Source organism: Nocardia rhamnosiphila NBRC 108938 (assembly GCF_000720425.1).
GTDB lineage: Bacteria > Actinomycetota > Actinomycetes > Mycobacteriales > Mycobacteriaceae > Nocardia > Nocardia rhamnosiphila.
In genome coordinates, this window is sequence record NZ_JOAJ01000008.1 from 295,372 (window position 1) to 313,706 (window position 18,335).

The window sequence follows — 18,335 nt, forward strand, 5'->3', positions numbered from 1 at the left end:
CACCGATCGGCGAGACTTCCCGGCGCTGGGTGCTCCATATCGATATGGATGCCTTCTTCGCCTCCTGTGAACAGCTCACCCGCCCCACCCTGCGCGGCCGCCCGGTGCTGGTCGGCGGGACCGGTGCGCGCGGGGTGGTGGCCGGGGCGAGTTACGAGGCGCGGGTGTTCGGGGCGCGTTCGGCCATGCCGATGCAGCAGGCGCGGCGGCTGGTCGGGGTGTCGGCGGTGGTGGTCCCGCCGCGCGGTGCGCTGTACAGCGTGCTGAGCGGCCGGGTCTTCGATACCTTGCGGGCCCGGGTCCCGGTACTGGAGACCCTGTCGTTCGACGAGGCGTTCGCCGAGCCCGCCGAACTTGCCGGGGCGAGCGCGGCGGAGGTGGAGGCCTTCTGCGCCGACTTGCGGGCAGCGGTGCGGGAGCGTACGGGCCTGGTCGCCTCGGTGGGTGCCGGCAGCGGGAAACAGCTGGCCAAGATCGCTTCCGGCATGGCCAAACCCGATGGGATCCGGGTGATCGCGCCGGGTGAGCAGCAGGCGCTGCTGGCCGCGCTGCCGGTGCGCAAGCTCTGGGGTATCGGCCCGGTGGCCGAGGGCCGGCTGCGCACCCTCGGGATCGAATCCGTGGGTGCCTTCGCCGCGCTGCCGGAGGCCGAGGCGGTATCGATCCTGGGCGGCAGTATCGGCGCGGCGCTGCACCGCCTCGCCCGCGGTATCGACGACCGGCCGGTCACCGAACGCGCCGAGGCCAAACAGATCAGCGCCGAGACCACCTACGAACACGACATCGTCACCCTGGAGCGGCTGCGCCCGGCGATCACCGAGATGGCCGCCGCCGCGCACCGCCGGCTCGGCCGCGACGGCCGCGCCGCCCGGACCGTGGTGCTGAAGCTCCGGCGCGCCGATATGAGCATCACCACGCGTTCCACCACCCTGCCCTACGCGACCGAGGATCTGCCCACGCTGACCGCCGCCGCGCAGCGGGCCGCGATCGACCCGCGGGAGCTGGGCCCGATCCGGTTGGTCGGGGTCGGCTACGCCGGGCTGTCCAGCATCCGGCAGGAATCGCTGTTCCCGGAACTGGACCGGCAGGGTGGTGAGCCCGCCGCATCGTCCGGCGGGGTTGCGGAGGAGTCGGGTGACGCCCCCGATTCTCTGACGACGGTCGAAGAGAGCTCTGTGGATTCGGTAAGACATCCGGCGGAACCGGCGAGTTCGGTGGACACGACGGCCGCTTCGGCCCCGCCGCCCGGCAGTAGCGCCGAAAACTCTCCAGGTCCGCGGGATTCCGGTGTTTCCGCTGGTAGCAGTATGCTTTGGCGACCGGGCTCGGACGTGCGGCATCCGGAATTCGGATTCGGCTGGGTGCAGGGGGCGGGCCACGGACGAGTGACCGTCCGGTTCGAGACCCGCTCGACAGGACCGGGGATCGCGCGTACTTTCGCTGCCGACAATACGGAGTTGTGCTCAGCGGATCCGCTCGCCAGCTTGTCCTGAGGGCCCGCCGGGTAGGTTGGTCCGGGCAGCGTCGCCGGTTCCGGTGGCTCTGTCGTAGTGCACGACCCCGAACCCTCGAACGCAAAGGACGAGCAGTTGAAGCTTCGCAAGACCGGACGTATCGCGATCGCCGGCGTGGCCGCCGTGGCCGCGCTGACCCTGACGGCGTGTGGTAGCGATGATTCCGACTCGGACAGCAAGGCCGCGAGCACCACGTCCGCGTCGGCGGCCGCCTCGGAAGAGGCGTCCGATCTGCCGCCGGTGCCCACCGTGGCCGACCTGAACGCTCAACTCCAGCGCGCCCTCGACCCGGCCGTGCCCAACGAGGAGAAGCTGGGCATGATGCAGGGCGCCGAGGCCGATCCGGAACTGCCGGGCAAATTGGCCCAGTTCTACACGGATTCGGGCGCCACCATCGAGGTCACCGAGGTCAACGATTTCGCCGACACCATCAACGCCAAGGCCAACTTCAAGCTGGGCGACACCCAGAACGTGGTCGATGTCCCGTTCGTCGCCGAGGACGGTGTGTGGAAGGTCGAGAAGACCTGGACCTGCAATATGCTCGCCCAGGCTCAGGTGCAGTCCCCGGCCTGCGCGGCCTGATCCCGCAGCCCGCAAACCGGCCGGTCCGCTATAGCGGACCGGCCGGTTTCGTTCTATGGCTTCGAGGGGATCGGTGAGCGCAGCCGCAGCGGTGTGCGCGGCCCCCGCTAGGATTGCGCCCCGTGGCTGACACGATGGTGGTGGCGGCGCCCGAGCCGACAGATCTCTCCGACGGTCCCCGATCCCGATCGCGGGGTGGCTGGGCGCGGCCGGTCGCGCTGGTGTCGGCGCTCATCGGAGCACTGCTGGCGATAGCGGTACCCCTGCTGCCGGTCCGGGTCGACACCGCCACACTGTCCTGGCCGCAGGACGATTCCGCGGCCTCGATCGAAGCCCCGCTGGTCGCGTACGCGCCGTTGGATTACACGGCCTCGGTGCCGTGCGCGGCGATCCAGCAACTCGGGCCCGGCGGCGGGGTGCTCACCGCCACCGCGCCCTACGGCGCACCCGATCTTGAACGCTACGGCTTCCTGGCCCGGGTCCGGCCCGCGACACCGGAGGCCGGGGCCCAGCTCGACGTCGTCCTGCGCAACCAAGCACTGTTCAGCGTCCCGGTCGCGGAACTACCCCCGAACTGCGCACTCGACGTGCGCGCCGGGATGACCGAATCCGTCGCCTCGCTCACCGGATCCGAGCCGGTGGTGCTGAGCGGAGATTTCCGCCCCCAGTTGGTCGGTGTGTTCAGCGATCTGACCGATCCCGCGGGCACCCGGGTCACCGCCGAGGTCGACAGCCGGTTCACCTCCAGCCCGACTCCGCTGAAACAGATCGCGATCTGGGTGGCGGTCGCCGCGACACTGATCTCCCTGTTCGCGCTGCACCGGCTGGACAGCCTCGACGGGCGCCGCGCCCGCCGGTTCCTGCCGGCCCGCTGGTGGGCCTTCCGTCCGGTCGATGTGGTGGTGCTGGGCACACTGGTGCTCTGGCATTTCATCGGCGCCACCACCTCCGACGACGGCTACCAGTTCGGCATGGGCCGCACTTCGCAGGCCGCTGGTTATATGGCGAACTACTTCCGCTACTTCGGGGTCCCGGAGAACCCGGTCGGCACCCCGTACTACGACCTCATCGGCCTGATGGCCGATCTCACCACCGCCAGCCCCTGGGTGCGGTTGCCCAGTCTGCTGGCCGGCATCCTGGCCTGGCTGGTGATCAGTCGCGAAGTGGTGCCCCGGTTCGGGGCCGCGCTGCATCGCACCAAATTCGTCCCGTGGACCGGCGCGCTGGTGTTCCTGGCCGTCTGGCTGCCCTACAACAACGGGCTGCGGCCCGAGCCCATCGTCGCGCTCGGGGTGCTGCTCACCTGGTGTTCGGTCGAGCGCGGTATCGCCACCCGGCGGCTGCTGCCGTTCGCGGTCGCGCTGCTGATCGCCGCCTTCAGCTGCACCGCCGGGCCGCACGGCATCATCTGCGTGGCCGCGCTGCTGGCCGGACTGCGGCCGCTGATCAAGATCCTCGCCACCCGCGCGCCGCGGATCGGCTGGCTCGCGCAAGTGCTGCCGCTGGCCGCCGCGGGTGTCCTCGTGCTGGTGGTGGCCTTCGCCGACCAGCCGTTCAGCGCCATGATGGAAATGCGCCGGGTGCACGAACTGGCCGGCCCGCATGTGCTCTGGTTCGACGAATACCTGCGCTACCAGTACCTGTTCATGGGTACGGTCGACGGCTCGGTGGCCCGCCGCTTCGGGATCTTCGTGATGATCGCCGGATTGGCGGTCTGCCTGCTCACCCTGCTGCGTAAGGGCGGCCGGATCCCCACCGCCGCGGTGGGGCCCTCGCGGCGCATCCTCGGAGTCACCGTCGGCGCCATGGCGCTGATGATGACCACCCCGACCAAATGGACCCACCACCTCGGTGTCTTCGCCGGGCTGGCCGGCGCGGTGGCGGTGTTGACGGCCGTCGCGATCGGGCCGCGGGTCATGCGCGCGCCGCGCAACCGGGCACTGTTCGCCGCCGCGGTGTCGTTCCTGCTGGCTCTCGTATTCGCCGGTCCCAACGGCTGGTGGTACGTCTCCTCCTACAGCGTCCCGTGGTGGGACAAACAGCCCTCGGTGGCCGGTATCGCCTTCAACAAGGTCTTCCTGCTCGGCGCGGTGGTGCTGCTGGCGCTGGCGGCGTGGTGGCATGTGCGGGCACCCGACGACGGGCAGCACCGGATCTCGCGCTGGGGCTGGCGGTTCGCCAAGGTGCCGGCCCTGACGGTGGCCGCCGCGTTCATGGTGCTGTTCGAGGTGGCGTCGTTCGCGAAGGGCGCCGTCTCCCAGTACCCGGCCTTCTCGCTGGCGAGTTCGAACCTGAGCGCGCTCGCCGGGAACACCTGCGGCCTGGCCCCGCACGTGCTGGTGGAGACCGACCCCAACCGCGGCATGCTCACCCCGCTCTCCGGTGATCCCGCCGCGGCCCTGGCCGGCACCGGAACGGGCTTCAGCCCCACCGGAGTCGCGGCGGACCTGAGCGCCGATGCCGAGGAAGGCGCCGACGCCGCCATCGCCGATTCGGTGGGCGCGGCGACCGCGGGCACCGGTGTCGCGACCGAAACCGACAGTCCCGCATTGCCGTTCGGCCTTGATCCGGGGACTCCGGTCCTGGGCAGCGATCACGCCGACGGCCCGGCCCAACTGACCTCCGGCTGGTATCGGCTGCCTCCGGTCGCCGACCGCGCGGATATTCTCGCCCTCAGCGCCGCGGGCCGAATCTGGTCGCAGGACACCGACGGTGTGGTGACCCACGGCCAGTCCCTGGAACTGGAATTCGGCTCCACCACCGCGCCGGGCGGTTCGGCCGCGGCCCCGGTGCCGCTGCGCCGGGTGAATCCGATCGATATCGGCCCGGCGCCGTCGTGGCGCAACCTGCGGGTCCCGCTGGCGCCCTACGCCGATGCCGACACCGTGCGCATCGTGGCCGCCGACCGCGATCGCGATCCGCGCCAGTGGCTGGCCTTCACCCCGCCGCGGATGCCGCAGACCCAGGACCTGAACACAGTGGTCGGATCCGACGATCCGGTGCTGCTGGATTGGGCGGTGGGCCTGCAGTTCCCGTGCCAGCGGCCGTTCGACCACCGCATCGGGATCGCCGAGGTGCCGAAATACCGCATCCTGCCGGACCGGATCGGCGCGAACGACACCAACCTGTGGCAGAACCACGACGGTGGCGGCCCGTTGGGCTGGACCGGTCTGCTGTTGCACGCCCGCACCCTGCCGACCTATCTCGATCAGGACTGGGATCGCGATTGGGGGCAACTACAGCAGTTCCTCCCCATCGATCCCGACGCGGTCCCGGCCCGTCCGCGCACCACGCAGGAGGATCACTCCGGGACCTGGACGCCCGGCCCGATCAACGTCGCCTGGTGAGCCGCGCACCGCGGCGGTGGCTACTCTGACAGCCATGTCGACAACTGTGCAGTCCGTCGGGATGCCCGGTCTCACCGCCGCGGAGGTGGCGCAGCGCCGGCGCGACGGGCTCACCAACGATGTGCCGGACCGGGCCAGCCGTTCGGTGCGCGATATCGTCCGGGCGAATGTGTTCACCCGGATCAATGCCATCCTGGGCGTGCTGTTCGTCCTGGTGATGGCCACCGGATCGGTGATCGACGGAATGTTCGGGCTGCTGATCGTGGCCAACAGCGCGGTCGGCATCGTGCAGGAGATCCGGGCCAAACGCACCCTGGACCGGTTGGCGATCGTCGGGCAGGCGAAACCGACTGTGCGCCGGGACGGTAAGTCCGAACAGGTCGCGCCCAATGAGGTGGTCCTCGACGATCTCATCGAACTCGGACCCGGTGACCAGATCGTGGTCGACGGCGAGGTGGTCGAAGCCGAACTGCTCGAGATCGACGAATCTCTGCTCACCGGCGAATCCGACGATGTCGCCAAAGAATCCGGCGCGCAGGTGCTCTCGGGCAGCTATGTGGTGTCCGGTTCGGGCGCCTATCGGGCGACCAAGGTCGGCAAGGACGCCTACGCCGCGAAACTGGCCGACGAGGCCAGCAAGTTCACCCTGGTGAACTCGGAACTGCGCAACGGTATCGACACCATCCTCAAGGTCATCACCTATCTGCTCATCCCCGCCGGCGCCCTGAGCATCTACAACCAGCTGGTGTCCAGCGGAGAGTCCTGGCGGCCGGCCGTCACCGGGATGGTGGCCGCGCTGGTGCCGATGGTGCCCGAGGGCCTGGTGCTGATGACCTCGATCGCGTTCGCGGTCGGTGTGGTGCGGCTGGGGCAGCGCAAATGCCTGGTCCAGGAGCTGCCCGCCATCGAGGGACTGGCCCGAGTGGATGTGGTGTGCGCGGACAAGACCGGCACCCTCACCGAGAACGGTATGCGCCTGGCCGAACTCCGGATGATCGACACCGGTCCGGACGCCGAGGACCGGGCACGGCAGGCGCTGGCCGCCATGGCCGCCGACGATCCCCGGCCCAATGCCAGCGTCCAGGCCATCGCCGAAGCACTCCCGGGGGCACCCGATTGGGAGTACACGGCCGTGGCACCGTTCTCCTCGGCCAAGAAGTGGAGCGGTTTCTCCTACGGAGAGCACGGGGACTGGCTGCTGGGCGCACCCGACGTGCTGCTCGACTCCGGATCGGCCGATGCCCGCGCCGCCGAGGAACTCGGCGCCACCGGTCTGCGTGTGCTCCTGCTCGCCCGCGGCGACCGCGCGGTGGACGCGACCGGCGCCCCCGGGACCATCACCCCGGTCGCCCTGGTGGTCCTCGAACAGAAAGTACGGCCCGACGCCCGCGACACCCTGGACTACTTCGCGAGCCAGGACGTGTCGATCAAGGTGATCTCCGGGGACAACGCCGTCTCGGTGGGCGCGGTCGCCTCCTCCCTGGACCTGCCCGGCGGCGACCACGCCGTCGACGCGCGGACCCTGCCCGAGGACCGCGCCGAACTCGCCGGCGTACTGGAGGAGCGGACCACCTTCGGGCGGGTCCGCCCCGACCAGAAGCGGGCCATGGTCGGCGCGCTGCAGTCCCGCGGGCACACCGTGGCCATGACCGGCGACGGGGTCAACGACGTGCTGGCACTCAAGGACGCCGATATCGGTGTGGCCATGGGCGCGGGTAGCCCGGCCACCCGGGCGGTCGCGCAGATCGTGCTGCTGGACAACAGATTCGCCACCCTGCCGTATGTGGTGGGCGAGGGCCGCCGGGTGATCGGCAATATCGAACGGGTCTCCAACCTGTTCCTGACCAAAACCGTCTACTCGGTGCTGCTGGCCTTTCTGATCGGCGTCGCCGGTGTGGGCTCGCAGATCTTCGGCTATGAACCCATCGGCTACCCGTTCCTGCCCCGGCACGTGACGATCGCGGCCTGGTTCACCATCGGTATCCCCGCCTTCATCCTGTCGCTGGCCCCGAACAACGAACGGGCCCGCACCGGTTTCGTCGGCCGGGTGATGCGGCTGGCGATCCCCTCGGGCGTGGTCATCGGTACCGCGACCTTTGTCGCCTACCTCATCGCCTACGCCGGCCCGGAGGCCAGCGAACAGCAGAAGATGCAGGCCGGCACCACCGCGCTCATCACCCTCATCATGATCGCGGTCTGGGTGCTGGCGATCGTCGCCCGCCCCTACACCTGGTGGAAGGTCGTACTGATCGCGGTCTCGGTGGCGGCCTACCTGGTGCTGTTCACGGTCCCCTTCACCCGTGAATTCTTCGCGCTCGACCCGTCCAACGTGCGCCTGACCACGGCCGCGTTCGCCTGCGGCGCGGTGGGGATCGTGCTGGTGGAGGTCGCCTGGTGGGTCCAGGCGAGTGTGCGGGGGGAGTCGCACAAACTGATCCCCGCGGCGCCGGGGGAATCTTGAGGTAAGAGCCGGCGAGACGGGCCTCAACCCTTTGAGGTGTCTCGCAACACTCGACGCATGGGGTTGCGTCGGCATTCGATGGTCGGATCGGATGCCGACTCGACCGCTTGGGCGGGCGGGGTTCTGGTCGCCTTTCACGAACGGGTGTGCTATCTCGGTGCCGAGTCTTACGAGGCCCTGAAAGGGTTGAGGCCCGTCCCGCCGTTCAGCGCCCGAAGTGCATGCGGCGAAGCCGCGAGTCTCGGGCGCTGAACGGCGGGACCGAGGGGGCCTCAACCCCGCGCGCGCCAGCGCGCCGAAAACACAGCGCCAATAGACTCGTGGCATGGAGGTTCTGCTGCACCAGATCGACGCGTTCGCCGACGCACCGTTCTCCGGGAACCCGGCAGCGGTGATGCCGTTGCCCACCTGGTTGCCCGATACCGTGCTGCAACAGTTGGCCGAGGAGAACAATCTCGCCGAGACGGCCTTCTATACCTCCCGGTTACCCACGGAGGCAGGGGTGCCGCCGGGGAGCCGGCCCGCCTACCATCTGCGCTGGTTCACGCCGACGACCGAGGTGGTGATGTGCGGGCACGCCACATTGGCGGCGGCGGCGCATATTCTCTGCGATATCCAGCCGGGCGAGGACCGGGTCGGTTTCTTCACCCATAGTGGCTGGTTGCGGGTGGATCGCACCGATGACGACGAGTACGTGCTGGATCTGCCCGCGGTGGCCTCCGTACCGGCCGAACCGGATGCGGCACTGGTGGCGGCGCTGGGGGTGGAGCCGGTGCGGGTGTACTCGGGCGCGGATGTGGTCGTGGTGGTGGACAGTGAGCGGCAGGTCCGGGAGCTGGCACCGGCCTTGAGTGCCTTTCCGAAGGTGCAGCGGGGTGTGGTGGTCACCGCCCGGGGGGACGAGGTGGATTTCGTCTCTCGGTTCTTCGCGCCGGGGGTGGGGGTGCCGGAGGATCCGGTGACCGGTTCGGCGCATGCCCAGCTGGCGCCGCTGTGGAGTGCCGAGCTCGGGCGCAGCAGGTTGACCGCGCGTCAGCTGTCCCGGCGGGGTGGCTCGCTCGGGGTCGAGCTGGTCGCGGACCGGGTGTTGCTGACCGGTCGCTGCCGCCGTTATCTGGACGGTGTGGTGACACTGGATTTCTGATCAGGCCGGTGGGACGGGCCCGTCGTCCGGTGGCGGGCCCACGGGGTCGGGGCTGTCGGGGAGCAAGGGGCCGACGGCGAACCGTCCGGCGACGGCGTCGGCCGGTAGCGCGTGCACCGCGCGGATTCCGGGCTGCCCGGCGAGTTCGCGGAGCCGGGGCAGCGGGGCCCGGACGACGACCCCGGGGGAGCAGGCGCAGTCCGCGCGCAGGCGCGCGATGACCACGTCCAGGGTGCGGGCGGTGCGGTCGTCGCCGATGTAGCGGCGTTGGTCGGTCAGTTGCCAGGCGGCGTCGGCGCCGGAGCGCCGCAGGGCGATGTCACCGGCGGGGGTCTGGACCGCGACCAGCGGGGTCGCGACCCGGGGGAGCGGGACCCGGTACAGCGCCTGGCCGATGCGCAGCTCCCCGACCTGGCCGCGTAACTCCGTAGCGGGCCGGTACTCGGTGAACGACACCAGCGCCCACCGGTCCGCACTGTCTGTCCCGGTGAGCGATTCCCGGGCCCGGTCGAGGTATTCGGCGATGGACTCGCCCTGGTCGGGTCCGAGGCGGTCGGTGGAGACGATCTCCTCGGCCGGAGGGATCAGGTAGCCGAGTGCGAGGACGAAGACACCGCAGGCGGCCGCGGCCGCGCCGTAGCCGAGCCCCCGGCGGATATTGCGGGGCCGACGCGGCGGGGCTGCGGGTCTCTCGGGCATAGGCGGTCAGGCGTCGCGTAGCACGCGCAACGCGTGGGTGAGGTCGTCGGGGTATTCGCTGGTGATCTCCAGATAGCGGCCGTCGGCGGGGTGCTGGAAGCCCAGCGATCGGGCGTGCAGCCACTGGCGTTGCAGTCCGAGCCGTTCGGCGAGCCGGGGATCGGCGCCGTAGGTGAGATCACCGCAGCAGGGGTGCCGGATGGCGGAGAAGTGCACCCGGATCTGATGGGTGCGGCCGGTTTCCAGATGGATATCGAGCAGGCTCGCCGCCTGGAACGCTTCCACGGTGTCGTAGTGGGTGACGCTGGGCCGGCCGTCGGAGGTGACCGCGAATTTCCAGTCGTTACCGCGGGCCCGGCCGATGGGGGCGTCGATGGTGCCGCTGCTGGGGTCGGGATGGCCCTGGACCAGGGCGTGGTAGCGCTTGTCCACGGTGCGCTGTTTGAACGCGCGCTTGAGCACGGTGTAGGCGTGTTCGGACTGGGCCACCACCATCACCCCGGAGGTGCCGACATCGAGGCGGTGCACGATGCCCTGCCGTTCGTGCGCCCCGGAGGTGGAGATCCGGTAGCCGGCCGCGGCCAGTCCACCGACCACGGTGGGCCCGCTCCATCCGACTCCGGTGTGCGCGGCGACGCCGACCGGTTTGTCCACGGCGACGATATCGTCGTCGGCGTAGAGGATCTTCATACCCTCTACCGGTTCGGCTTCGATATTCAGCTCCCGGCGCGGTTCGGGGAACACCACTTCGAGCCAGGCGCCCGCGGTGAGCCGGTCGGATTTGCCGGCGGCCACTCCGTCGAGCTGCACCGACCCTTCTTCGGCCAGGGCCGCGACCGCGGTCCGGGACAGTCCGAGCAGCCGCGCGAGGCCGGCGTCCACCCGCATCCCGTCGAGTCCGTCGGGGACGGGCATCGTCCTGGTCTCTCTCATGCGGCGGTCTCCTTGCCGTCGGCGGTGGCGGATGTTCCGGACCCCTTGCCGGCGGTGGACTCCGGAGCGGCGCCGGCCGCGGAGTCCTCGGGTGCGGCGTCACCGGCGGAGCGGTCCCGGCCGGGGCCGGGCTCGTCGGGCGGGGCCGGGGCGGAATCCGTGGTGGACGCAGCCTTCTCCTTGTCCTTGTAGCGGGTGCCGTCGGGTTCGAAACCGAAGACGGTGAGCGTCACCAGCAGGATCGCTCCACACACGATCGAGGAATCGGCCACATTGAACACCGGCCACCAGCCGACCGAGACGAAATCCACCACATGACCCTGTAGCGGGCCCGGCGCGCGGAACAGCCGGTCCATCAGGTTGCCGAGTGCGCCGCCGAGGACCCCGCCGAGTCCGATCGCCCACAGGGTCGAGCGCAGGGTGCGGCCGATGCGCAGCACCCCGATCACCACCGCGGTCGCGATCAGGGTCAGCAACCAGGTCATGCCGGTGGCCATGGAGAACGCGGCGCCCGGATTGCGCACCAGCACCAGTTCCACGAAGTCACCGATGATCGACACCGGTTCGCCGGGGCGTATCCGGGCGACCACGATGATCTTGGTGACCAGGTCGAGCGCGAACAGCGTCGCGGCGACCGCCAGCAGTAGCCGCAGCCGCTGCCGCGGCTGCGCGCCGGTCCCGCCGGGGCGGTCGTCGGGGTCCTGCTCTGGCGTAGGCCGGTCCTCACTCACGCCGACCATCATCTCTCGAGGAGGGACGGCCCAGTACCGTGGGCACCCGCGCGCACCGGTGACGGGCCGCCGCCCCGGTGTGTCGCGGTGCCGGCGCCGGTGCCGGGCGGTGCTTCCGGAAGTCGGCGCGATGTCCCAGCCCACGCTCAGGTACGCCTCGTAGGCTGTCGGGCGTGACGGTGTTGTGTTCGTTTCCCACGCCCCGCCTGGCAAGGTCCAGAGTGCTGATGGTGGTTCTCGCGGTGGGTCTCACCGCTTTCGGTTCCGGCTGCGGCGACGGCGGCGACTCCGGAGCGGAGGCCGACGGCACCGAACCGCTCGGAATAGGCGAGGTCACCGTGCCGATCGCGGCGGCCGTGGTCACCACGGTGGACCACGGCGAGGAGCCCCGTTCGATGTTGCGGCCGTCCTACTACGACGGCACGATCCAGGCGGTGACGTTGCGCACCGATCACCGTATCCAGCAGCAGATCGATTCCCAGCAGGTCCGCGATTTCTCCAGTCCGGCGCTGACCATCCCGATGACGGCCACCACCGATGCCGACGGGGTGGAACTCGCCCTCGGTTCGGTGACGACGTCCGATCCGGCGTTGTCGGAGGCGCTGACCGCCGCCGACGGGACGCACGCCGGGTTCGAGATGAGCGAACTCGGCGGGATCACCGCGCTGCGTCTGGCGCCCGCTCCCGATACCTCGAATTCCGCGCGAGCTGCCCTGGAACAGGCTTTCTACCAGGCGGTCTACCGATCCATCACCTTCCCCGACGAACCGGTCGGGGTGGGCGCGGTATGGCGGGTACAGCAGACCGTGGGCGGCGGCGTCGACCTCGACCAGGTCACCACCGCCACCCTGGTCGCCCGCGACGGTGGACGGTTGTCCATCCGGCTCGACGTCACCCAGACGCCGAAATCGAGTATCTGGGATCTGCCGAACGAGGCCGGCATGCTCGATATCGAGGACTACGCGATGCAGGGCAGCGGAGATATCACCGTGGACCTCGGCCTGCCGCTGCCGGTGGCCGGGTCGATCTCGATCGGCGGCCACCAGTTCTACCGCGACCCGCGCACCTCGACGGTGCTGCGTCAGGTCATCGAGACGAACGTCAGCTGGGGCGGCTGATCCGGCGGCCGTGTTCGTCCGCGGCCATCGGCGGGAACCGGGCATAGGCTCACAGGTGTCCGACACAACTCTCCGAGACCGGAGGTCCCGTGATGTCCGATGTTCCCCCTGTTCCCGACGGTTATCCCACTATTTCCCCCGGTCTGGCGATCGCCGGGGCAGCGGACGCGGTGGAGTTCTACAAACGGGTGCTGGGGGCCACCGAACGGATGCGGATCCCGGGTCCCGGCGACACCGTGATGCACTGTGAGCTCCTGATCGGCAATTCGGTGCTGATGCTCGGCGACCCGGCCCCCGATATGGCGTTCCGGGACCCGCATTCGATCGGCGGCACCCCGGTCAACCTCTATGTGTACGTACCGGATATGGACGCGGCCCACGCCGCGGCGCTCGCCGCCGGCGCCACCGAGATCAGCGCCCCGCAGACCCAGTTCTACGGTGACCGGACCGGTTCGTTCGTGGACCCGTGGGGGCATCAGTGGACCGTCGCCACCCATGTGGAGGATATCGAGCCCGAGGAGATGCAACGGCGAATGGACCAGCTCGGATCCTGATCGGCCCCGAACCCCCGTACCGGACCCGCGGCCGGACCCCGATGACTACGATGGGCGAGTCGAAGGAGCAGGAAGGGTCTGGCGGATGCGGGTGCTGGCCGTGGACGACGAGCAGCCGGCGCTGGACGAGCTGCTCTATCTGCTGCGCGCCGAACCCGCGGTGACCGAACTGCACGGCGCCGCCGACGCGACCGGCGCGCTGCGGATTCTGCGGGCGCACGCGATCGACGCGGTCTTCCTGGATATCAATATGCCGGGCCTGGACGGTATGGAACTGGCCGGGGTGCTCGCCGAATTCGTGCACCCGCCGGCGATCGTCTTCGTCACCGCGCACGAGGACCACGCGGTGGCCGCGTTCGATCTGGGCGCGGTGGACTACCTGCTCAAACCGGTGCGCCGACAGCGGCTGGGGGCCGCGGTGCGGCGGATCGCCGACCGCCGCACCCGCGCCGAGCCGGAACCGGAGCCGGGGGCGGCCGGGGGCCACGAAGTCATTCCGGTCGAGCTGGGCGGGGTCACCACGCTGGTGCATCGGTCCCAGGTGAACTGGGTGGAAGCCGAAGGAGACTACGCCCGGCTGCACACCGATACCGGTTCCCATCTGGTGCGCATCCCACTTTCGGCGTTGCAGGACCGCTGGCGCGAAGATTTCCTGCGGGTGCACCGCTCGTATCTGGTGGCGCTCGGGCGGGTGACCGGGCTGCGGACGGTGGGTTCGGGCACGCTGGTGTGTCTGCGCGGGGCGCAGCGGGTGGAGCTTCCGGTGAGCCGTCGCCAGGTGCGCGAACTCAAACAGCGACTGGTGCACGGACCGCATCCGGCGCCGGACCGGCGATGATCGGTCCCGCCCCGCGGCCGCCCCGCCGGCGGGTGGTGCTCGCCGAACGCCGGGGCGCGCGCCGCGTCCGGACCCGGGTGGAGGTCGCCGAACAGACCGAGATCGGCGAGGCGCTGATCGGCGGGCTCATCCGGGCGCAACTGGGGCTGGCCCTGAGCTGTGGTCTGGTGATCGCGCTGCTCCTCGCCGCGCTCCCGCTGCTGTTCGGCGTCACCGCGATCGCCGAGACGGTGATGCTGGGTATCCGGCTGCCGTGGCTGGTGCTCGGCGGCGCCGCCTATCCGCTGCTGTGGCTCACCGGGCGGGTGTACCTGCGGCTGGCCGAGCGCAACGAGAACGATTTCCTCGAGCTCACCGGTGATTGAGCGGCCCGCGCCGGGGGCACGGACCGGGTCGAGGGGCAGGCCGGGATGGTGACCGCATCCGGCCTCACGGTGGCGGCGCTGCTCGCGGCGGCGCTGGCGACCGTCGTCCTCGGTGTGTACGGGGTGCGTTGGGCGCGCACGACCTCGGATTTCCTGGTGGCCTCCCGCAGTGTCGGCCCACGCTGGAACGCCGCCGCGGTCTCCGGTGAGTATCTGTCCGCCGCATCGTTCCTCGGGGTCGCCGGGCTGATCGCCAAATACGGCGCCGACGCCCTGTGGTACCCGGTGGGTTTCACCGCCGGGTATCTGGCGCTGCTGCTTTTCGTGGCGGCGCCGCTGCGGCGGTCGGGGGCCTACACCGTGCCGGATTTCGCCGAGTTCCGGTGGGGGTCGCCGCGGTTGCGCCGCCTCGCCGCCGTGGTGGTGGTGCTGGTGTGCGCGGTGTACGTGATCCCGCAGTTCCAGGGCGCCGGGCTGACGTTGCGCATTCTGCTGGGCGTACCGGGCTGGGTGGGGGCGGTCGCGGTGGCGGTGATCGTGGTGGCCAATGTCGTTTCCGGGGGAATGCGGTCGATAACCCTGGTCCAGGCCTTCCAGTACTGGCTGAAACTGACCGCGGTGGCGCTGCCCGCGCTCGTTCTGCTGGTGCATTTCTTCGCCGCCGACCGGCCCGGCGGCGATCGCGAACTCGGCGCGCCCGCCCCGCCGACGGTGAGCGAACAGACCACGGTGGAGGTGACCACTCCGGTACTCGTGCAATTGGCCGCACCGCAGTGGGTCTCGGTGCACGGGGTCTTGGACGACCGCACGGTGGACGGTCCGGTCCTGCTGGCGGCGGGTATTCACGAATTGGCCCGGGACACCCGGCTGGTGCTCGACCCGGGCGCGGCGGTGCCGGTGGTGGCGGGCGCTCCGGCCGACGGCGCGCACTGGCTGTTGCCCGGTGGCGGTTTCGCCGGACCGCATCCGCGGTATCAGGTGTACTCGCTGATGATCGCCACATTCCTGGGCACCATGGGATTACCGCATGTCCTCGTCCGCTTCTACACCAACCGCGACGGCCGGGCCGCCCGCTCCACCGCGCTCGCCGTGATCGCGCTGGTCGGCACCTTCTATCTGTTCCCGGTGCTGCTGGGTGTCTTCGCCCGGCTCTATGTGCCGCAACTGCTGATCACCGGGACCTCCGACGCCGCGGTCCTGCTGCTGCCCTCGTCGGCGCTGGCGGGGCTGCCCGGGCAGCTGCTGGCGGCGCTGGTCGCGGCGGGCGCCATGGCCGCTTTCCTGTCCACATCCTCGGGGCTGGTGGTGAGTATCGCCGGCGTGCTGAGTACGGATGTGCTGCGCGGGCGGATCCGGGACTTCCGGGTCGCGGCGCTGGTCGCCGGCGCGGTACCGCTGACACTGTCGCTGGGCGTGGTCTCGCTGGACCTGTCCCGCACAGTGGGGCTGGCGTTCTCGCTCGCGGCCGCGACCCTGTGCCCACTGCTGGTGCTCGGGATCTGGTGGCGCGGCCTCACCGCGGTGGGCGCGGCCGCCGGTCTGGTGACCGGTGGCACCGTGGCGGGCGCGGCGACCCTGGTCTCCGTGCTGGGCGGCGTCTCCGGCCACCTGGCGGACGGCTGGGCCGCGGCGCTGCTCGGATATCCCGCGGCCGTGGCGGTCCCGCTGGCCTTCGCGACCATGGTGCTGGTCAGCCGCTGGACCCCGCGACCGCCGGGAGTGGGCCGGGCGTTCGTCCGGATGCACGCCCCGGAGCGGCTGGGCATGGGCGCCGACCGCGTGCCCGGGCACCGGCCGGACTGATCGGCGGCAGCGACCGGGCCCGACCGCTCGTCGCGGCCCAGCGACCGCTCACCGCACACTTCCCCGTCTCCACCGAGTGACTCCCGTCACAAGGGTCTCGAATCCCCTTCGGGCCGCTACCTTCTGCTCAGGTAATACACGTCACATGATGAGGGACCCGGCATGACCGATATCGATCTCGACAAAAGCGGGGAGCGGGCCGACCCGCCGCCCGATTTCGTCGCCGCGCAGGCGAGCCCGGAGTTCCAGGAGCTCCGTAACCGGCTGCGCCGCTTCATTTTTCCCATGGCCGCCCTGTTCCTGCTCTGGTACCTCGGTTATGTGCTGCTCGGCGCCTACGCGCACGATTTCATGGCCACTCCGGTGTTCGGTGAGATCAATATAGGACTGCTGCTGGGGCTGGGCCAGTTCGTCTCGACCTTCCTGATCACCGGCCTCTACGTCCGCTTCGCCAACCGGGAACTGGACCCGCGGGCCGCCGCGCTCCGCGCCGAACTGGAAGGAAACCGGTCGTGAACACGCTGTACGCCGCCGACGCCACGGTCGGCAATCCGGTCGCCAATATCGCCATCTTCGCGCTGTTCGTCGCGGTCACCATGGTTGTGGTGTTCTGGGCGGGCCGCAACACCTCCGGCGCCACCGACTATTTCACCGGTGGCCGCGGTTTCACCGGGCCGCAGAACGGGATCGCCATCGCCGGGGACTATCTGTCCGCGGCGAGCTTCCTCGGGATCGCCGGCGCCATCGCGGTCTACGGCTACGACGGCTTCCTCTATTCGATCGGCTTCCTCGTCGCCTGGCTGGTGGCGCTGCTGCTGGTGGCCGAAATGCTCCGGAACACCGGCAAGTTCACCATGGCCGATGTGCTGAGCTTCCGGCTGAAGCAGCGGCCCGTGCGCACCGCGGCCGCGATCAGCACCCTGGCCGTCTCGCTGTTCTACCTGCTCGCCCAGATGGCCGGCGCCGGTGGTCTGGTGGCCCTGCTGCTGGATGTCTCCAGTAAGACCGGGCAGGCCGTGGTGATCGCCGTGGTCGGTGTGCTGATGATCGTGTACGTGCTGGTGGGCGGAATGAAGGGCACCACCTGGGTGCAGATCATCAAGGCGGTCCTGCTCATCGCGGGCGCCGCGGTGATGACGGTGATGGTGCTGGCGAAGTTCGGGTTCGATCCCTCCGGCATCCTTTCCGGTGCGCAGAGCGCGATCGGCGGGTCCGAGAACGCGAAGGTGGCCGCGCGGGATGTCCTCGCCCCCGGCGCGCAGTACGGCGGCAGCGAGATGTCGAAACTGAACTTCGTCTCACTCGGCCTGGCGCTCGTACTGGGCACCGCGGGTCTGCCGCATGTGCTGATGCGCTTCTACACCGTGCCGACCGCCAAGGAGGCCCGCCGCTCGGTGGTCTGGGCGATCGCGTTGATCGGCGCCTTCTACCTGTTCACCCTGGTGCTCGGCTACGGCGCGGCGGCGATCGTCGGCCCGGACCGGATACTCGGCGCGGCCGGCGGACAGAACGCCGCGGCACCGCTGCTGGCCTTCGAACTCGGTGGCGTGATCCTGCTGGGCATCATCTCGGCGGTGGCGTTCGCGACCATCCTCGCGGTGGTCGCCGGACTCACCATCACGGCATCGGCCTCGTTCGCCCACGATATCTACGCCAATGTCATCCGGCGCGGTAAAGCCGACGACGCCGCCCAGGTCCGGGTCTCCCGGATCACCGCGGTGGTGATCGGCCTGCTGGCCATCGCCCTGGGCATCCTGGCCAACGGCCAGAACATCGCCTTCCTGGTGGCACTGGCGTTCGCGGTTGCCGCCTCGGCGAACCTGCCGACCATTCTGTACTCGCTGTTCTGGCGGCGGTTCAACACCACCGGCGCGCTGTTCAGCATGTACGGCGGACTGATCTCCACGGTCGTGCTGATCGTGTTCTCCCCGGCGGTCTCCGGATCGCCGACCGCGATGCTGCCGGATCTGGATTTCGACTGGTTCCCCCTGTCCAACCCGGGCATCGTGTCCATTCCCCTGGCGTTCGTGCTCGGCGTGATCGGCACCTACCTCGGCGGCAAGGACACCGAAGATCCGGCCAAGGCCGCGGAAATGGAGGTCCGGGCACTGACCGGCGTGGGCGCCGAAAAAGCGGTCGCGCACTGAGCGCGGGCCCGGATGCCGTGTCGGCGGTATCCGGGCCCCGTACTGCTCGGCGCAGGCCGGCCGGACCCCGCTCTGTGAGGGTGAGCGGGGCTCGGCCGT

At 70.1% G+C, this 18,335-nt stretch carries 15 protein-coding genes; 12 read left to right on the forward strand and 3 right to left on the reverse strand.

Translation table 11 applies throughout. From position 1 onward, the window contains the following. Positions 1-29 precede the first annotated feature (29 nt). The 5 genes from IG75_RS0125805 (at position 30) to IG75_RS0125825 (ending at position 9,048) form a co-directional block, all read left to right on the forward strand. Positions 30-1,493 (forward strand): DNA polymerase IV, encoded by a 1,464-nt coding sequence (locus tag IG75_RS0125805; protein ID WP_063045294.1) that lies wholly within the window; start codon positions 30-32, stop codon positions 1,491-1,493. A gap of 96 nt (positions 1,494-1,589) precedes the next feature. After that, entirely contained in the window at positions 1,590-2,096 is a 507-nt protein-coding gene (locus tag IG75_RS0125810) for a WKL family lipoprotein (RefSeq protein ID WP_030523831.1), read from the forward strand. A gap of 122 nt (positions 2,097-2,218) precedes the next feature. Beyond that, on the forward strand, positions 2,219-5,443 hold the full coding sequence (locus tag IG75_RS0125815) for an arabinosyltransferase domain-containing protein (protein WP_030523830.1): 3,225 nt from the start codon (positions 2,219-2,221) through the stop codon (positions 5,441-5,443). A 34-nt stretch (positions 5,444-5,477) separates the two neighbouring features. Next, positions 5,478-7,904, forward strand: a complete 2,427-nt coding sequence (locus IG75_RS0125820; RefSeq protein ID WP_030523829.1) for an HAD-IC family P-type ATPase — start codon at positions 5,478-5,480, stop codon at positions 7,902-7,904. A gap of 325 nt (positions 7,905-8,229) precedes the next feature. Further along, positions 8,230-9,048 (forward strand): PhzF family phenazine biosynthesis protein, encoded by an 819-nt coding sequence (locus tag IG75_RS0125825; RefSeq protein ID WP_030523828.1) that lies wholly within the window; start codon positions 8,230-8,232, stop codon positions 9,046-9,048. Here the strand turns inward: IG75_RS0125825 and IG75_RS0125830 are convergent, their stop codons facing one another. The 3 genes from IG75_RS0125830 to lspA are packed head-to-tail and all read right to left on the reverse strand — an operon-like array spanning position 9,049 to position 11,423. After that, positions 9,049-9,747 (reverse strand): hypothetical protein, encoded by a 699-nt coding sequence (locus IG75_RS0125830; protein ID WP_245713202.1) that lies wholly within the window; start codon positions 9,745-9,747, stop codon positions 9,049-9,051. It abuts the gene before it with no gap. 6 nt (positions 9,748-9,753) lie between these two features. Then, positions 9,754-10,680, reverse strand: coding sequence for an RluA family pseudouridine synthase (locus tag IG75_RS0125835; RefSeq protein ID WP_030523826.1), 927 nt, complete (start codon positions 10,678-10,680; stop codon positions 9,754-9,756). Further along, a complete protein-coding gene (gene lspA, locus IG75_RS36620) occupies positions 10,677-11,423 on the reverse strand; it encodes a signal peptidase II (protein ID WP_081877121.1) in 747 nt (248 codons plus the stop codon). The genes IG75_RS0125835 and lspA overlap by 4 nt, the downstream gene beginning before the upstream one ends. A 215-nt stretch (positions 11,424-11,638) precedes the next feature. On the opposite strand from lspA, the gene IG75_RS0125845 reads away from it, so the two are divergent. From IG75_RS0125845 to IG75_RS0125875, 7 genes are all read left to right on the forward strand, one after another. Then, the gene (locus tag IG75_RS0125845; RefSeq protein ID WP_051714946.1) at positions 11,639-12,529 is read left to right on the forward strand and encodes a hypothetical protein; all 891 of its coding nucleotides are present in this window, start codon (positions 11,639-11,641) and stop codon (positions 12,527-12,529) included. A gap of 92 nt (positions 12,530-12,621) precedes the next feature. After that, entirely contained in the window at positions 12,622-13,083 is a 462-nt protein-coding gene (locus tag IG75_RS0125850; protein WP_030523823.1) for a VOC family protein, read from the forward strand. An 85-nt stretch (positions 13,084-13,168) separates the two neighbouring features. After that, positions 13,169-13,921, forward strand: a complete 753-nt coding sequence (locus tag IG75_RS0125855) for a LytR/AlgR family response regulator transcription factor (RefSeq protein ID WP_030523822.1) — start codon at positions 13,169-13,171, stop codon at positions 13,919-13,921. Beyond that, positions 13,918-14,286: a hypothetical protein gene (locus IG75_RS0125860; RefSeq protein WP_030523821.1), complete on the forward strand. Its 369-nt coding sequence runs from the start codon at positions 13,918-13,920 to the stop codon at positions 14,284-14,286. The genes IG75_RS0125855 and IG75_RS0125860 overlap by 4 nt, the downstream gene beginning before the upstream one ends. Positions 14,287-14,331: 45 nt before the next feature. Then, positions 14,332-16,089 (forward strand): sodium/solute symporter, encoded by a 1,758-nt coding sequence (locus tag IG75_RS0125865; RefSeq protein ID WP_030523820.1) that lies wholly within the window; start codon positions 14,332-14,334, stop codon positions 16,087-16,089. Between the two features lie 162 nt (positions 16,090-16,251). Further along, positions 16,252-16,605: a DUF485 domain-containing protein gene (locus IG75_RS0125870; RefSeq protein WP_030523819.1), complete on the forward strand. Its 354-nt coding sequence runs from the start codon at positions 16,252-16,254 to the stop codon at positions 16,603-16,605. Next, on the forward strand, positions 16,602-18,236 hold the full coding sequence (locus tag IG75_RS0125875; RefSeq protein ID WP_030523818.1) for a solute symporter family protein: 1,635 nt from the start codon (positions 16,602-16,604) through the stop codon (positions 18,234-18,236). Before IG75_RS0125870 ends, IG75_RS0125875 begins: the two co-directional genes overlap by 4 nt. The last annotated feature ends 99 nt before the right edge of the window (positions 18,237-18,335 follow it).

Excerpts from the sequence above, each read along its gene's own strand:
- IG75_RS0125820 (WP_030523829.1), top strand. The coding sequence starts at position 5,478 with ATGTCGACAACTGTGCAGTCCGTCGGGATGCCCGGTCTCACCGCCGCG.
- IG75_RS0125825 (WP_030523828.1), top strand. The coding sequence starts at position 8,230 with ATGGAGGTTCTGCTGCACCAGATCGACGCGTTCGCCGACGCACCGTTC.
- IG75_RS0125830 (WP_245713202.1), bottom strand. The coding sequence starts at position 9,747 with ATGCCCGAGAGACCCGCAGCCCCGCCGCGTCGGCCCCGCAATATCCGC.
- IG75_RS0125835 (WP_030523826.1), bottom strand. The coding sequence starts at position 10,680 with ATGAGAGAGACCAGGACGATGCCCGTCCCCGACGGACTCGACGGGATG.
- lspA (WP_081877121.1), bottom strand. The coding sequence starts at position 11,423 with ATGATGGTCGGCGTGAGTGAGGACCGGCCTACGCCAGAGCAGGACCCC.
- IG75_RS0125845 (WP_051714946.1), top strand. The coding sequence starts at position 11,639 with ATGGTGGTTCTCGCGGTGGGTCTCACCGCTTTCGGTTCCGGCTGCGGC.
- IG75_RS0125850 (WP_030523823.1), top strand. The coding sequence starts at position 12,622 with ATGTCCGATGTTCCCCCTGTTCCCGACGGTTATCCCACTATTTCCCCC.
- IG75_RS0125855 (WP_030523822.1), top strand. The coding sequence starts at position 13,169 with ATGCGGGTGCTGGCCGTGGACGACGAGCAGCCGGCGCTGGACGAGCTG.
- IG75_RS0125860 (WP_030523821.1), top strand. The coding sequence starts at position 13,918 with ATGATCGGTCCCGCCCCGCGGCCGCCCCGCCGGCGGGTGGTGCTCGCC.
- IG75_RS0125865 (WP_030523820.1), top strand. The coding sequence starts at position 14,332 with ATGGTGACCGCATCCGGCCTCACGGTGGCGGCGCTGCTCGCGGCGGCG.
- IG75_RS0125870 (WP_030523819.1), top strand. The coding sequence starts at position 16,252 with ATGACCGATATCGATCTCGACAAAAGCGGGGAGCGGGCCGACCCGCCG.